Source organism: Streptomyces sp. NPDC001493 (genome assembly GCF_053597235.1).
In genome coordinates this window covers 202141-217028 of the sequence record NZ_JBSFHV010000002.1, presented here as the reverse complement: position 1 = coordinate 217028, position 14888 = coordinate 202141, and the positions used below count along the sequence as shown (strand labels likewise).

Below are 14888 nucleotides of genomic sequence, written 5' to 3'. Positions count from 1 at the left end.
CGGGTCCGGCACGCCGCACGGCGGGCCCGGGCTCCCGCTGGACATGGAGAAGCTGCTCGCCGGCCGGCTGCACGCGGTGAAGGTGCGCCCCTACCTGGCGAGCGCCCTCTTCGCACTGCACGTGGTGGAGGACCGGTCGGTGCCGACCATGGCAGTGGACGCGCACTGGCGCGTCTACGTCTCTCCCGCCTTCGTGGCGCGCACCCCGGTGGAGGAACTGGCGGGCGTCTGGGTGCACGAGGCCTCCCATCTGCTCCGGGACCACCACGAACGGGGCGAGCGCTACGGGCGGGAACACGAGGAGTACGGGCCGGGCGAACGGCTGCGGCGCAACATCGCCGCCGACTTCGAGATCAACGACGACATCTACGGCGACGGCCTGCCGATGCCCACGGGAGTGGTGCTGCCCTCGCTGCTGAAACTGCCCGACGGGCTGCTGATGGAGGAGTACCTCCGGACGGCGTCGATGTCGGGGCTCACCGGGAACCTGGCCTGGCTGGACTGCGGAAGCGGTGCCGACGGCCGGGCGCGGCCGTGGGACCTGGGGCCCGACGGCGCGCACGGGCTGAGCAGGCAGCAGCGGGACGCCGTCCGTTTCCGGGTCGCCGAGGGGATCAGGGGCCGGCCGGGCAGCGCTCCGGAGGGGTGGCGCCGGTGGGCCGACGAGGCATTCCACCCCCCGCAGCCCTGGCGCCGGCTGCTCGGCGCGGCGATCCACTCCGCGGCGAGTGCACCGGGGGTGGGGGAGAACCACAGCTACCGGCGCCCGTCCCGGCGCTCGGCCGGCCTCCGCGGAGTGATTCTGCCGAGTCTCCGCCGGATGCCGCCCCGGGTCTGCGTCGTGATCGACACCTCGGGATCGGTGAGCGACGCCGAACTGGGCAGCGCGTTGCTGGAGGTGACGGCGATCTCCCGTGCGGTGGGCGGGCGGCGGGACCTCGTCTCGGTGATTTCCTGCGACGCGGCGGCCGGCATCGCCGTGCCGCTCTGCCGCGCCGAGGGCATCGAGCTGATGGGCGGCGGGGGTACGGATCTCCGCTCCGGCTTCGCCCGGGCGCTCCGCTCCCGGCCCCGACCGGACGTGATCGTCGCCCTGACGGACGGCCAGACACCCTGGCCGACCACGCCTCCGCCCTGCCGTACCGTGGTCGGCCTCTTCCCCCGCCCCGTCCGCGACACGGAGGACGACCCCGACTACGTACCGGACACCCCGCCGGCCTGGGCCCGTACCGTCACCATCGGCTGAGCCGCCCGCCTCCCGCCCCTCTTCTTTCGCTTTATCCGGCGATGTCGAATTCCTTTGGTGATTCCGCGGTGGCTGTCGGTATCCCTGGAAAAACCGTCCGGGAGGTGTAGGTTTCATTGGCTCCCGGAATCCGTATCGAATGGTGTCGCCAAAGCATCGCCAAAGGCCCTCCCCGTTCGCTGCGGGGTGTGTGTTCGGCGTCGTCCGCAATGTCCCTCCGCCCTGTCCGACGTGCGCGTAGTCAGGGCGGGCGGACTCCTCTCCGCCTTGCGGTGCAACGCACTTGGGGTCGCGCTCCGGTATGTCACGGATTATGGAACAGCTCTCGGGTGATCATTTTCGTGGTAGAGTATTAATGAATTCACAGAACGCCGCGAGCAAAAGGGGAATGGCGTGAACACCGAGAAGGTTACGGCTCGACGTCTTACGGCTGACGAGATTTCAGGCCTGGGACCCCAGGACAACATTTTTGTTCCGGCAGGGGTGGACGGCCTCTCTCTCGACTGCTATGCCCCGGCATTCCTGACGGCGCCGGGCAAGGATTTCGAAGGCGGGTCCTTCGTCGCGAAGACGGTCTTCGGTGAAGAGGTCCACGTCCTCCCGGACAACGCCGACGAGGGCGGCATCTGGGCCGCCGACGAAGCGGGGGAGGCGATCGAGGTCCTGCAGAGCGCCGGCGTCCTGCTGAACCTCGCCCTCTTCGTGCCCAACGGGAGCAAGGAGTCCCTGGACTCGCTCTACGCCTCCGCGCGCGAGGCGTTCGGCGCGGGTGTCGTCCAGCGCTGGAGCGAGGAAACCGTCGCGGTGCCGGACGTCAAGGTCGACCTGTACGAGGAGCCGGCCCGGGCCCGGAAGGGCTCGAACGGCCAGAACCGGGACCGTCGCGCCCTGGACATCTACCCCACCCGCGTGCGGTTCCTGGAGCCCAGCGACGGCTGGAAGTTCATCGTCGAGCCGCACAAGGAGATCGTCGACGACACGCCGACGATCTGACCTGCTGATCCGGCCGGTTGATCTGATCCGGCCGGTTGATCCGACCGGTTGATCCGGCCAGTTGATCCGACCTGACGCGACCCGGCTGGGATTCTCCCGGCCGGGCGCTCTGTGTTTCGGGCGCTCTGCGTTTCGGCGGCTCCAGCCCCACGGCTCCCGGTGCCACGATCGCTCCACGGGCGCGGGTGGGCAGTCGTCGCCGATGAGGGCATATGGGCGCGAACACCGACCCTCCCGCCTGCGGTTCGCCCCGAGAGAACAACCTCGTGGCCCTGCCACGTAGGCTGCTCGCGTTGGCCGACGCGGGAGAGTGGGGGAGCGGGCCGACGGGTACGTGGTGTCCACGTATACGGAGAGGCCCCTCGGGACCGGGACGGGGAGAGGCCCGTCGGGTCCGGAGGGGCGGCGCCGGCCCAGCCCGGCCGGCAGGATCAGCGCAATCCGGCGAAGAGATCGTTCTCGGGTACGGCCGCGCCGGTGGCGTCCTTGACGCGTACAAAGGTCTCCACGCCCATCAGCTCGGCGAACCTCTCCTTGCCCATCTTGAGGAAGAAGATGTTCTCGCCCTGACTGGCGTGCGCGGCCAGCGCGTCGAACTTCTGGCCGCTGAACGCGGTGGTCTCCACCCACGTGGTGATCTCTTCGTCCGGGAGGCCGATCTCGGCCAGCGCGGCGGCCTCGGCAGGATCCGGTTCGGGCGCGTCCTCGCCCTGGAACTCGCGCATGGTCTCGCCGAAGCGCTGCATCGTCGAGCGCGGCATGGTCGTCCAGTACACCTTCGGCGTCAGCGCGGTCATCTCCAGCGCGGCCATCGTGATGCGGTGGGCCTGGATGTGGTCGGGGTGACCGTAGAAGCCGTTCTCGTCGTAGGTGACGACCACATCGGGCCGGTAGTGCCGCATGAGCTCCGCGAGCCGGGCAGCGCCTTCCTCGACGGGGGTCTGCCAGAAGGACCCGGGGGCGTCGTTGCTCGGCCAGCCGACCATCCCGGAATCGGCGTAGTCCAGCGTCTCCAGATCGCTGATCTTCAGGACCTCGCGGCTCGCGTCGAGTTCCTGGCGGCGCATCGAGGCGACGGCCGCCGGGTCGTGCCCGGGATCGCCCGGTTTGATGCCGCCCGGTCCGTCACCGCAACCGCCGTCGGTACACGTCACGAGCACCGTGCGGATGCCCTCCGCCGCGTACCGCGCGAGAACCCCTCCCGTGCTCGTGGCCTCGTCGTCGGGGTGGGCGTGCACTGCCATGAGCGTCAACGGCCGGTCGGTCATGAAGAACAGTCCTTCTGCAGAATTACGTGGTGGTCCGAGTGCACGGCGTGCGTACGGGATACGGGGCGCCCGGTCCCCGGTGGTCCGGAGAGCCTCGTGATCGCCGGGTTTCCGCCCGTTCGCCGTCGCGCCCCTCTGTCACAACCGTGCCGACCGGACCAGCTGTTCCCGGAACGCCCACTCGGCCCAAGCCGTGCCCGGACCTGCCCGCCGGTCCGGTTCGTCAGATGATGACGGGGACGGTCTCGGCCGGGTCGGTGGACCAGTTGGTGACGATGGGCTTGTCCACGGTGGCGGTGTCGGGGAGCTTGAGCTCGGCGGGATCGGGATCGTCGTCGGTGGTGGCGATGATGACGGTCTCGAACTCCTTGCCACCATCGCCATCGGTGGTCTTGGGGCTGATGCCGGTGTACGCGACAGCGGATCCGGTGAGCTTGATGGGATCTTCGCCGCCCTGTCCCACAGGGGAGGCGACGCCGTCGACGCCGGAGCCGAAGGACACGCTGGGAGTGTTGACGTCCAGGTAGCAGGTGATGCCGGACTTGGCCTTGGCGGTGACGAGGTAGTAGCCGCCGGCCTGGGTCTTCGCGGTGACCGTGAAGTCCAGGTCGTTGGTGCCGCAGGACTGCCCGTAGCCGCTCTTGTCGCCGGTGCCGTCGCCGGATGCCGCGGTTCCGCCATCGGACTTGCTTGAGCCGGAGGCGCCACTGGAACCGGATCCGCTGGAACCGGACGCGCTGGAATCGGAGCCGCTGGAACCGGACGTGCTCGCGGGGATGCTCGCGCCGGAGGAGGGGCTGGAGCTCTCCGCGGAGGGGGCCGAGGAACTGGCGGCAACCTCGACGTCGGCGGGGCTGCAGGCGGTGGAGGCGGCGGCGAGAGCCGTCACGGCTGCGGCGGCGAGGAAGAGACGAGTGGAACGTGCGGCGAGGCGCGAACGCATCATGATCTCCAGCGGCGATTCGGTGGCGGTGCTTCCTGCTGTCACCGATGACACTAGGTCCGAGCCGATCTCCGAATGATCCTGGACATGTCCGGCTTCTGTCCCAGCGGCATCGGTTCCGAGGAAGGGCCGGCTTTCGCCACTCCCGGTACGGAGGAGAGGCCGATCTGCACCGACGGCCCCCGGTGGCCCGGGCGGTACCACCGGCTCGGAGAGGTACGGACAGTCTGCGTACGGCCGGTACCCACCCGGAGCGGATGTCCGTGATGCCGACGAGAGCGAACAGGGCAGCTACCGGCCCGCACGCCACCCAAGACTCAGGACAGGCCGTCCAGCGGCCGGAGGAACCGGCGCTCGTAGCGCTTGATGCAGCGGGTCTCACGAGCCAGTTCGAACGCTTGCAGGCACTCCGGGTCGGACATGCTGTCCGAGCGGTACTGCTCGTACGCGGCCAGACTGGGGAAGGAGAACAGCGCGTAGGCGATGTCGCTGTCGCCCTCACTCGGCAGGAAGTAACCGTGATGCGTCCCGCCGAACCGGTTGACGAGCCGGACCCAGCGGCGACCGTACTCCTCGAAATCCTCGAGCTTGTCGGCGTCGATCTCGTACTTCAGATGAATGGTGACCATGACCGCATGATTCCGTGTCCCGGGCGGGCATCCGTACGGCGGGGGCCATGGCCGGCGGCTCCGATTCGGACGTGGGGGCTGGGTGAGAGCAGCGGCCGGCACGTTGATCACCCTCATGACCGGACCGTGCCACCCAGCGGGGCGGTGTAGTCCTCCCCTGCGAACAGAATCGTTTTCTCCATGGATGCGCGAGCCCGACGGGTGGTGCGAAGGCAACGCGCGATACGGAGAACGAGCTGAACGACAAGGACGGCAGTTCATCGACCAGCGACGTCGATCCCTGGGTCGGTGTAGCGGCGCATGAAGATGTGGATGGGCCCCATTCACGGCACAGTTCCCCGTCTGCCGGAACGCACCGCGAAACTGCCCAGGCAGCTGGGACGGCGGGGCCCGCTCCGAGTCCGATGCAGCAGACGAAAGCCCGTGGCGATGCAGCAGCGGGTCCGGCATCATCCCGGTGTGATGGTGATGCAACCCGTTCTGGAGATCTTCCCCGCCGCTGACGACTTCGCGCTCTGGCCGGTTGGCGAGCACACGTCACATGGCTACCTCGTGCTGAACGGGGAGCTCACTCCGGCGGAGGTAGGCACGGCGGTCATGCAGATCGTCGACTGCAACGACGTCGAGCCGGAGGAGGAGCACGGGCCGTGCCCGACCGACCCGCTCGGCAGATTCCTGCACGGGCTGCTCACCATGCCGGACCTGTTCACCGCAGGAGGGTTCCGGGTGACCGACACCACCACCGGCGCCGTCTTCGTCGAGCCGGGCTGCTGCAACGGCCTGGAGACCTGGCGGGATTGGCTGGAGGTGCTCGACGGCACCGGCTGCTCCTCCTTCGGCCACGATCCGTCCTCGGTGGCCGAACGCGTCGGGGACGTCGTCCGGTTGACGCTCGACGCCTACGGGGCGGACGGCAGCCCGGTGATCGAGCTGCCGGTGGACCGGATACGCGGGCTCGTCGCGGGCGCCCAGCAGGATGTGCGGGACTTCCTCAGCCTTGCCGGCGCCTGGGCTGAACAACACCTGCCGACACACGCCGCCGCCGTCACTGCCGCCCTGGCACGAGCACTGGACCTGGCCCCCGCACCATGACAAGTTTCCTGACCCACCGGGCGCACGTGCACGACGCCCGCCTCTCCCTCCGCCGTCGGCACAGTGCGCTGCGGACCTGCGTCACCCTCTTCGCCCCGTACGGCTTCCGAGCGACGTACCACCACCTCACGCTCAGCGCCGCGATTCCCCGGCGGCTGGAGGCGGACCCGGACGCGCTGGTTCGGGCGGTGGAGGAACTTCATGAAGCGCGGGAGTCGTGGCTCGCGCGGGCGGAGGAGTACGCCGCGCAACGCCGGGCGGAGAAGCGGGCTGGGCGGCGGACTGTGGTGAACCCGCGACCGTGGTGGCTGCGCAGCTGGTGGGAGGCCCCGAACCGCGCCTGGTACGAAACCCCGTTCCGCCATCCGTCGCTGCGGCTGCCCGAGTACGTCCGGCGACAGAACGCGATGCTGGACGGTGCCGATCTCCCCGGCTGCCCCGCCTGCGGGGACGAGAGGCCACCTGTGTCGACCTCGACCGGGCACGGCTGGGTGGAGGTGTGCCGTGGGTGCGCGTGGGTGCTGACGCCATGCCCGTGCGGGCAGCGGCACCGGTTCGTACCGGAGATCCCGTTCAACTGGAAGGGGATCTGGCAGCGGGCACACATGAGCGATGACGGCACGCCGAACCCACATTGGCCTGCGGGCCAGGTGTATTGACCCGGAGCGTTGTTCACGCGGTTGAATGAGTGCGCGTCGGCGGTTCCAGAGCCGGCCGATACCGGCTGGGACGGCGTCGTGGACATGGCTGAGTGCGCGGCCGTCGTGGTTGGCCTCTGCGCCGGTGCGGTCGGGTGCGTCCCAGGTGTAGTCCCAGGTCAGACCCTGGGACCACACCGACGGATTCGAGCCGGGGTAGGCGGAGGGTTCGCCGCCTCGTGAGTGGTCTGGACACCAAGAAAGGCCCTGGTCGTCGACCTGGACCTTCTTGGCCGTCGCGGCGGCCGTCGGCGCGGACAGCAGGTAACGGCGCCCGCGCAGCCCTCGCGGATGCAGGGCCGTCAGGCGGTAGGAGCCTCCCGCGCGCCCGGGATCGGTCCGGGACGTCTCTCTTCGTCACATGCGTTCGTCACATGCGTTCGGCATTGCGGGAGTAGACCACTCCGCGGAACCTCGTGCGGATGTCAGCCAGTGGTGGTTGGTCGCGCGTGTAGTAGAGCTTGTTGGTGAGGAGTACGGCCCATCGGTTGGCGCCCGGGGAGATCCACATGCCGGTGCCGGTGAAGCCGTAGTGGACCCACACGTCGTCGGTGTCGCCCGTCCCTGGCGCAGGGTGCCAGAACAGACCGCGGGCGGGTTCGAGGCCGCCAGTCTGGTGGGTGAGCGACTGGGCGGCCCAGTCGGGGCCGAAGCCGACGGTGGTGCCGTTCGTCGCAGGAGCCAGCATGTGGTGCAGAAAGGCCGCCAGGTCGTCCAGGACGGTGAAGGCGCCGGCAATGCCGCAGACCCCTCCCAACAGGCGGGCCGAGAAGTCGTGGGCGGTGCCCTTGAGGTGGGTGTCGGTGTCCGGCGGGTCCAGTTCGGTGGGGGCGCTGCGGGCGACGAGTTCCGGGGACAGCGGGCCGAAGCGGGTGGTGTCCATGCCGAGGGGGCGCCAGGTCCGTTCGGTGGCGAGCTGGTCCAGCGGCATGCCCGAGAGGTGTTCGGCGAGGAAGCCGAGGATTAGCGCCGCACGGTCGGTGTACTCGACGGCTTCGCCCGGTGGCCGGTGCAGTGGTTCGCGCAGGACGCCTCTGCGGATGTCGGCGTGGTCCGTGCCGTAGTGGTTCTTCAGCTGGGCCCGGAGGGGGACGCCAGCGGTGTGGGTCAGCAACTGCCGTGCGGTGACCTGCCCGAGCTCGTACTCCGCGACGTCGGGCCAGTACGTACCCAGCCGGTCGTCCAGGTCGAGTCGGCCGTCCTCCCAGAGAGCCCCGATGGACGACCAGACGGCGATGATCTTGGTGAGGCTGGCGGCGTCGAAGACGGTGTCCAGGCGCATCCGGTGTTCCGGTTCGTCCGGGTCGAGGACGCCCGTGGCGCCGCTGGCGAGGGTGCCGGTGGAGTCCCCCACGGCCCAGACCGCACCGGGGTAGACCTTGTTCCGGACGCCTTCGTCCAGCAGGGCTCGAATGCGGTCGATCATGCTCTCCCTTTTCGGTGGCCGTGAGGTCTCCGTCGCCCAGGGTAGGGACGCCGCCGCAGCAGCCGACGGTTCGACGCGGCGTGCTGGCTGAGCGCGTGCTGGCTGAGCGCGTGACGGCCGAGCGCGTGACGGCCGAGCGCGTGACGGCCGAGCGCGTGGAGAGCGGCTTGCGTTGCGGAGAGCGGGTACCGGCGGGCCTTGGCGAGACCTGTTGCCCCCGCAGTGCGGGCAGGACGCTGCGGGAGGTACGCATGCGCTGGAGGTCTCGGGCCACGGCTCCGGGGCGGCCGAAGCCGGTGTGTTCCTGAATCGCCAACCGAATTGCTTGGGGCGTGTGTTCGGGCATGGACGGCAACTGCAGGGGTTCCCCCTCGTACCCGTCGAAGTGGGGTACGAGGGGCGGGCGCGGTTCGTGCTCCTTGACGTGGAGGGTGGATCAGGGCGCCTCGCGTCGGTCCTCGTGCGACTCCTGCCCGCAGGCCATCCGGGAGAGTCCCCATGGCGGCGCAACGAGTGTGGACTCGGGCCGGTCGCGCACGGGCGCCGACTGCCTACGCGTAACGGACCGTCACCGCCCAAGCGCTGCTCCCCCGTTCACATGCAGGATCTGCGCCGTCGTGTACGCCGCTTCGGGTGACGCCAGATAGTGCACCGCGGCGGCGATGTCCGAGGGGCGGCCCGCCTGGCCCGTCAGTGACTGCTTGGTCCGGTCGGCGACGAACTCGGGTGTGGCCCGGTCGCCGAAGAACTCGGTGTCGGCGACAAAGCCTGGAGCGACCGCGTTCACGGTGATGCCCTCCGGGCCGAGCTTCTGCGCCAGGTCGACGGTGTAGGCGTTGACGGTGGCTTTGGAGCCGCCGTACGAACCGGGGCCGCGCAGCGCGGCGATGGACGACATCTGGATGATCCGGCCGCCGGGCCGGGTGAGGTGCGGCAGCAATCCCTCGGTGAGCAGCACGGCGGTGAGCACGTTGGCCTCGAAGTTGCGGCGGAAGCTGTCCGCGACGCCTTCGAGGGTGCCGTCGTGGGCCGGTGCGACGTTGCCGCCGGCGTTGGCGACGACCACGTCGACCTGCGCGCCGCCCGCGGTGCAGAACTCCACGGCTCTGCGGGCCTGGCCGGGATCGCTCAGATCGGCGGCGACCCAGGAGGCCGTCCCCGCACCATGCGCGGCGTCGAGCTCTCCGGCGGCCTTCTCCAGGAGCTCCTCGCGCCGCCCGATGAGGACGACGTGGTCGCCGTCCGCCGCGAAGACCTCGGCCACCGCCCGCCCGATCCCCGTACCGCCACCCGACACCACGACCCTGCGCTGCCCCACGACTCCACCCCATGTCCTCGTTCATGAACGATGGTCACATCTCTGCCCGGCGACGGTACGGCCGGCGGTCTTCGGCGTCAACGGGCAGGTGCCGCTGGCTCCTTACCCGGATGACGGAGCGCCGATCCGCTCCAACAGGGCCACATCCGCCCCTTCGCCCCAGGTCACCGATCCGGAACGGATCGTAAGAGGCCGCTTTGCACGTCAAGGCTGTCCTGGCGCCCGCCGGCACCGCCGCGATCCGCTGATACTCCGGCGGCAGCACCGACACCTCCAGCCGCCACGTCCTTCACCCCATCCGGACCTGCGAGAACCTCCACCGCGGTCTCCCGCGAAACGACGAACCGCTCCCCAGTCGAATTCAGCCTCCCGCAACTCGGCCAGAACCCGGTCCGCCTCGGCCCGCAGGGCCTCCACGCGCTGAGCAGCGATGCCTTCCGACTCTCCAACAACCCGATCACCGACGGCATCCCGAACCTCCGCGACCGCACCAACATGACGCGGACCGCCTGCCACGGATACCTTTGGCCCTCTGCTTGACCAGCAACGCAGTCATCAAGTCCGGAAGAAAGCGGCCTCCGAAGCGGCGGATGACCAGGAATCCGGCATGGATATGGCACGAGGTGCCTGAACTGGTCCAGACAACAAAGAAGCCTCCGACCGTTGGCCTGGGGCCTCTTCATGGAGCGGGTGACGAGAATCGAACTCGCGCTCTGAGCTTGGGAATCAGCGGCTCTTGGGCGACCAACGAGGACTTGACCTGCACGTTCGGCCGGGTAGCGCGATGGCCGGTGTGGTGTCTGGACGCCGTACGTGACCACTGTTGTCCGCTCTGAAGGGCACGGGTGGGGCACGGCCTCTGAGGGTTGCGTAGCCGACGTGCATCTTGCTGAGCACGCCCGTTCTTCGTGCGGCCATCAGTCTTCGTCTGGAGTCTCCATCTCTTGGAGTCGCTCGCCGATATCGGTGGCCCATCCCTGTGCCCACTGGCGCAGCCCGGTGATCGCTTGTTCGTCGAGCCCGTAGGCGGCGAATTCCGTGTCGTCGATCCAGTCGGCTCCACCCAGTCGCGCTTGAAGCTCGCTCAGGTCGAAGGAGTCGCGTGCGTGGCGCCGTCCGAGCTCTTCGAGTTCGACGTGGCTCCAGCGGCTCGCGGCTGCCTGTACGTCGATGAGGTCCCTGGCGAGTCCGCGGTCGGACAACGCGCGGACCTTGGTTCCGACGACATCTTCGAGGGACAACACCAACCCGTGTTGGGTGTGGACGGGTGGCCGCCAGAATGCTTCCTTGAGGATGTCGACCTCGCACTCTTCGTGGCTGACGGGATCGGTGACGATCAGGCGCGCGGAGAGCGGGTCTGCTTCCAGAGCGCTGACCTGCCACCCGTGTTGTTCCAGGCCGGCGCGCACGGCAGCAGCAATGTCCTCCATGCGATCAGGGTTCTCGGTCGCGACGTCGAGGTCTTGGCTGAGCCGGTCGACCAGGCCGTGCGCCTGGACCGCGTAACCGCCGGTCAGTGCCAGAGGGTATGCGACGCCTACCGCGAGCACGTCCGCGAGCAGGCGACGATGCAGGTCGGTGAGGTTCACGCAGCAGCCTGGGCGCTGTGAGCCAGCTCGTCGAAGGAGCGTTCCCAGACTTCACGGACATCACGGCTGATCAGTGTGCGCAGGGTGGGCCACAGACTGACGAGGAGGCCGTGATTGAGGAACCGGACCAGATCGTCGCGCTGGCCTTCGGCCAACACGATGCGGTAGAAGCTCATCCGAAGCCGGGGCTGGTCGAGGTCGAACGTGGTCAGACCCGACCACGCCAGGTGAAGCGGGAGGCTCACTGTGCCGTGCTCAGGGCCGGCAAGCTCCGAGAGTGCTGCCGGCGCGCGCCGGGCGAACTTGGCGCGGCGGAGATCGGAAAAGCTGGGCTGTGATGCCATACGTCGATTATCCAGGGGGGAGCCCATCTGGGTCGACCGGACGGTGACAAGGTGCCGCATACAAAAAAGCCCCGGCCGTTGGCCTGGGGCTTCGAGCAGTCGTGCTGTGGAGCGGGTGACGAGAATCGAACTCGCGCTCTGAGCTTGGGAAGCTCATGTTCTACCATTAAACTACACCCGCGTAGCGCGCCGATGATCGGCTGTGCATGCTCGCACACTGTACCTCATGGCAGGGCCCCGGCGAATCCGTCGCGGGCCCTTTCGGTGTTTCGGGGGGCTTGTCGGGGTGTGGGGTGGGCGGTCCCGGGGCGTGGGGGTGACGGGGGTGCGGTGGGCGGGAGTTGGGGGCGTAGGTTGGAGCGGAGCGCTTGTGGAACCGCGTGTGGAACCGCCGTGGAACCGGGTGTGGTGCGGCGTGTGGAGTGGGTCCTGTTCATCCCCTAATGTGTGGCTTTCTCGTTCGAGGCCAGCTGGTTGGGGAAGGGACTTGATGGAGTCGTTGAAGGCAGTGGAGTCACCGGCGAAGGCGGAGTCGTCGCTCAAGGCTGTGGAGTCGGTGGTGCGCACCGTCGTCCGTTGTGCGGAGGGGCACGTGTTCGCCACCTCGTCGTTCCCGATGCAGCAGCTCGGGCCGGACCGGATCGGGCCCGGGCGGCTGATCCGGTGCCCGCGGTGTGCGCGGCTGAGGAGCTCGGTGCCGGTGGCGGCGTCGACGCAGCGGTAGTGGTTGCGGTGACCGCGGGAGCGGTGGCGGCGGGGCGGTAGCGGGGGCGGCGGAGGCCGTCGTCGGTGGTGAGGGCAGGCGCGCGGGTGCGGTCCGGTTGGGGCGGGCTCGCGCGTTCTGCGTATCCTCGGATCGTGCTTCTCTCTGACAAAGACCTCCGGAACGAGATCGACAGCGGTCGGGTCCGTATCGACCCGTTCGATCCGTCGATGGTTCAGCCCTCGAGCATCGATGTGCGGCTGGACCGCTACTTCCGGGTGTTCGAGAACCACCGCTACCCCCACATCGACCCCGCCGTCGAGCAGCCCGACCTGACCCGGACGGTCGAGCCGGAGGGGGACGAGCCGTTCATCCTGCATCCCGGTGAGTTCGTGCTCGCGTCGACGTACGAGGTCATCACGCTGCCGGACGACCTGGCCTCGCGGCTGGAGGGCAAGAGCTCGCTCGGGCGGCTCGGGCTGGTGACGCACTCCACCGCCGGGTTCATCGACCCCGGGTTCTCGGGGCACGTGACGCTGGAGCTGTCGAATCTGGCGACGCTGCCGATAAAGCTGTGGCCGGGGATGAAGATCGGGCAGCTGTGCATGTTCCGGCTGACCTCGCCGTCGGAGTTCCCCTACGGTTCGGAGCGGTACGGCTCCCGTTATCAGGGGCAGCGCGGCCCGACGGCCTCGCGTTCGTTCATGAACTTCCACCGGACCCAGGTCTGAGACGTAGGACTCACACGCGGGACCCAGGTCCGACACGCACGAAGGATGCCGAGGTGACGGGCATGGCAACTGCCGAGGACCGGGAGAACCTGACCTACGAGGGGTTCGGGCTCGCCGTGCGCGAGCTCGCCCAGGCGGTCGCCGACGACGGGTACGAGCCCGACGTGGTGCTGAGCATCGCGCGGGGCGGCGTGTTCGTGGCCGGCGGTCTGGCGTACGCGCTGGACTGCAAGAACATCCACCTGGTGAACGTGGAGTTCTACACCGGCGTCGGCACCACCCTGGAGATGCCGGTCATGCTGGCGCCGGTTCCGAACGTCGTGGACTTCACGCGCAAGAAGGTCCTGATCGCCGACGACGTCGCCGACACCGGCAAGACGCTGAAGCTGGTCCGCGACTTCTGCCTGGACCACGTCGCCGAGGTCCGCAGCGCGGTCATCTACGAGAAGCCGCAGTCGCTCGTGAAGTGCGAGTACGTGTGGAAGAAGACCGACCGGTGGATCAACTTCCCGTGGAGCGTCGAGAAGCCCGTGGTGCGGCGTACGGGGCAGGTTCTCGACTCCTGAGGAGTCGCCGCGTACGCCACGTACGACGAAGGGCCCGGATCGCTCAGCAGCGGTCCGGGCCCTTCGTCGTACACGTGACGCGGCTCAGATGGTCCCGAGCTTGAGGATGGAGAGCAGGCCGATCAGCTGGATCGCCGAGGCGCCCAGGGCCTTGGGCCACGGCAGGTCGTGGGACTTGCTCACCATCGAGGTGAAGAGCGCTCCGGCGGCCAGCAGGGTGATCCAGCCGACGATCTGGACGAACGAGTTCTCGCCGCCCAGGAAGAGGGCGAAGAGCAGCCGCGGGGCGTCGGTGATCGACATGATCAGCATGGAGAGGCCCACGGTGGGCTGCCAGGCTCCGTCGCCGCCGAGCTGGCGGGCCAGGGTGTGGGTCACCGCGCCGAGGACCAGGCCGCCGATGACGAAGCCGACGCCGGTGAAGAGGACGTACGGGACGGCGGTGGAGATGGTGGCGTTGATGGCCTCTTCGCGGGCCTGGTCGAAGCCGAACAGCGCCAGCAGCCCGTAGACGAAGGTGACGATCAGCGCGGGGCCCCAGACGGGGTGGTCCCGCATCTGCCAGAACGTCGCGCCCGGCCGCAGCACGATCCCGGACAGCAGGTCCTTCCAGCCCAGGCGGGGGCCGGCCGGCTGGGCCGGGGTGCTGCCCGCCTGGTAGGTGCCGCCGTCGGTGTACGGGTCGTCGCCGATGCTGAACGCCTGCGTGTGCCCGGGGTTGTTCGCGTACGGGTCGTGGCGCGGGGGCTCCTGGTACGGGTCGCCGAAGTACTCCGGCTCACCGTGCCCGCCCGGCTGCTGCCCGCGTCCGTCGTTGCCGCGGGGCGCGGAGGTGTAACCGCCGCTGCCGTTGCCGTACGGGGTCGCGCGCGGCGCGCCGTACTGCGGCGGGGCGGGGTTGCCGCCCGCCTGCGGCCACTGCTGACCGCCGTACGGGGGCTGTGGTGCCTGCCCTCCGTACGACTGCCGCTGCTGCGGGTTTCGCGCTTGCTGCGGTTGTTGCGGGGTGCGGTTGTCCCGGCCGCGTCCGATCCTGAATCCAGCCACGTGATCGAACGTACCTGGTCCGCGGGGCGCCCGGTGAGGGTGCGGGGGGACCGGGGCGGCTTTGCGGCTGAGCTGTGACATCCCGTACGGGTATCCGGACGCCTCCCCGTACGGGTGAAGTCGACCATCGGTGCGGGTGAAATCGGACGCACGCACGGGTGAAATCGCGGGGCGGTACGCGAGAAGCGGCCGGTCCTGCCCCCGAGGCAGGTCCGACCGCTTCTCGCTGTGCGGGTGGTGCGGGGTGGCGCGTCTCCCCTGTGCCGGGTGCCCTGTGCGGGGCCCCGTGCGGGGT

General features: G+C 69.1%; 15 protein-coding genes and 1 tRNA gene. 7 read left to right on the top strand and 9 right to left on the bottom strand.

The features are described 5' to 3' along the window. The first annotated feature begins 43 nt into the window (after nucleotides 1–43). Together ACWCWD_RS03515 and ACWCWD_RS03510 are read left to right on the top strand one after the other, a co-directional pair. Nucleotides 44–1246, top strand: a complete 1203-nt coding sequence (locus ACWCWD_RS03515; RefSeq protein ID WP_450770358.1) for a vWA domain-containing protein — start codon at nucleotides 44–46, stop codon at nucleotides 1244–1246. Nucleotides 1247–1639: 393 nt separating this feature from the next. Next, on the top strand, nucleotides 1640–2239 hold the full coding sequence (locus tag ACWCWD_RS03510) for a hypothetical protein (protein WP_450769913.1): 600 nt from the start codon (nucleotides 1640–1642) through the stop codon (nucleotides 2237–2239). A gap of 431 nt (nucleotides 2240–2670) precedes the next feature. Here the strand turns inward: ACWCWD_RS03510 and ACWCWD_RS03505 are convergent, their stop codons facing one another. The 3 genes from ACWCWD_RS03505 to ACWCWD_RS03495 form a co-directional block, all read right to left on the bottom strand. Further along, nucleotides 2671–3507: a PIG-L family deacetylase gene (locus ACWCWD_RS03505; protein WP_450769912.1), complete on the bottom strand. Its 837-nt coding sequence runs from the start codon at nucleotides 3505–3507 to the stop codon at nucleotides 2671–2673. A gap of 223 nt (nucleotides 3508–3730) precedes the next feature. After that, nucleotides 3731–4450 (bottom strand): hypothetical protein, encoded by a 720-nt coding sequence (locus ACWCWD_RS03500; protein WP_450770356.1) that lies wholly within the window; start codon nucleotides 4448–4450, stop codon nucleotides 3731–3733. 317 nt (nucleotides 4451–4767) lie between these two features. Further along, nucleotides 4768–5079, bottom strand: a complete 312-nt coding sequence (locus tag ACWCWD_RS03495; protein WP_450769911.1) for an NIPSNAP family protein — start codon at nucleotides 5077–5079, stop codon at nucleotides 4768–4770. 462 nt (nucleotides 5080–5541) lie between these two features. On the opposite strand from ACWCWD_RS03495, the gene ACWCWD_RS03490 reads away from it, so the two are divergent. Together ACWCWD_RS03490 and ACWCWD_RS03485 are read left to right on the top strand one after the other, a co-directional pair. After that, nucleotides 5542–6171 (top strand): hypothetical protein, encoded by a 630-nt coding sequence (locus tag ACWCWD_RS03490; protein WP_450769910.1) that lies wholly within the window; start codon nucleotides 5542–5544, stop codon nucleotides 6169–6171. Next, complete coding sequence (locus ACWCWD_RS03485) at nucleotides 6168–6830, top strand: hypothetical protein (protein WP_450769908.1); 663 nt, start codon at nucleotides 6168–6170, stop codon at nucleotides 6828–6830. The genes ACWCWD_RS03490 and ACWCWD_RS03485 overlap by 4 nt, the downstream gene beginning before the upstream one ends. 409 nt (nucleotides 6831–7239) lie before the next feature. Here ACWCWD_RS03485 and ACWCWD_RS03480 read toward each other — a convergent pair whose 3' ends face one another. The 5 genes from ACWCWD_RS03480 to ACWCWD_RS03460 all read right to left on the bottom strand — a co-directional run bounded on the left by ACWCWD_RS03480 (nucleotide 7240) and on the right by ACWCWD_RS03460 (nucleotide 11727). Next, nucleotides 7240–8295 carry a serine hydrolase domain-containing protein gene (locus ACWCWD_RS03480; protein WP_450769907.1) on the bottom strand — a complete coding sequence of 352 codons (1056 nt, stop codon included), beginning with the start codon at nucleotides 8293–8295 and terminating at the stop codon, nucleotides 7240–7242. Between the two features lie 568 nt (nucleotides 8296–8863). Next, nucleotides 8864–9613, bottom strand: coding sequence for an SDR family NAD(P)-dependent oxidoreductase (locus ACWCWD_RS03475; protein WP_450769905.1), 750 nt, complete (start codon nucleotides 9611–9613; stop codon nucleotides 8864–8866). Between the two features lie 917 nt (nucleotides 9614–10530). Next, entirely contained in the window at nucleotides 10531–11202 is a 672-nt protein-coding gene (locus ACWCWD_RS03470; protein WP_450769904.1) for a nucleotidyl transferase AbiEii/AbiGii toxin family protein, read from the bottom strand. After that, entirely contained in the window at nucleotides 11199–11546 is a 348-nt protein-coding gene (locus ACWCWD_RS03465; protein WP_450769903.1) for a transcriptional regulator, read from the bottom strand. The genes ACWCWD_RS03470 and ACWCWD_RS03465 overlap by 4 nt, the downstream gene beginning before the upstream one ends. A 107-nt stretch (nucleotides 11547–11653) precedes the next feature. Then, nucleotides 11654–11727 (bottom strand) — tRNA-Gly (locus tag ACWCWD_RS03460). A 309-nt stretch (nucleotides 11728–12036) separates the two neighbouring features. Between ACWCWD_RS03460 and ACWCWD_RS03455 the strand changes: the two genes are divergently transcribed. The 3 genes from ACWCWD_RS03455 (at nucleotide 12037) to ACWCWD_RS03445 (ending at nucleotide 13546) form a co-directional block, all read left to right on the top strand. Next, complete coding sequence (locus ACWCWD_RS03455) at nucleotides 12037–12270, top strand: hypothetical protein (RefSeq protein ID WP_450770390.1); 234 nt, start codon at nucleotides 12037–12039, stop codon at nucleotides 12268–12270. Nucleotides 12271–12404: 134 nt separating this feature from the next. Beyond that, entirely contained in the window at nucleotides 12405–12980 is a 576-nt protein-coding gene (gene dcd / locus ACWCWD_RS03450) for a dCTP deaminase (protein WP_450769902.1), read from the top strand. Between the two features lie 62 nt (nucleotides 12981–13042). After that, nucleotides 13043–13546: a phosphoribosyltransferase gene (locus tag ACWCWD_RS03445; protein ID WP_450769901.1), complete on the top strand. Its 504-nt coding sequence runs from the start codon at nucleotides 13043–13045 to the stop codon at nucleotides 13544–13546. Between the two features lie 84 nt (nucleotides 13547–13630). Here ACWCWD_RS03445 and ACWCWD_RS03440 read toward each other — a convergent pair whose 3' ends face one another. Next, complete coding sequence (locus ACWCWD_RS03440; protein ID WP_450769900.1) at nucleotides 13631–14593, bottom strand: YIP1 family protein; 963 nt, start codon at nucleotides 14591–14593, stop codon at nucleotides 13631–13633. Nucleotides 14594–14888: the final 295 nt, after the last annotated feature.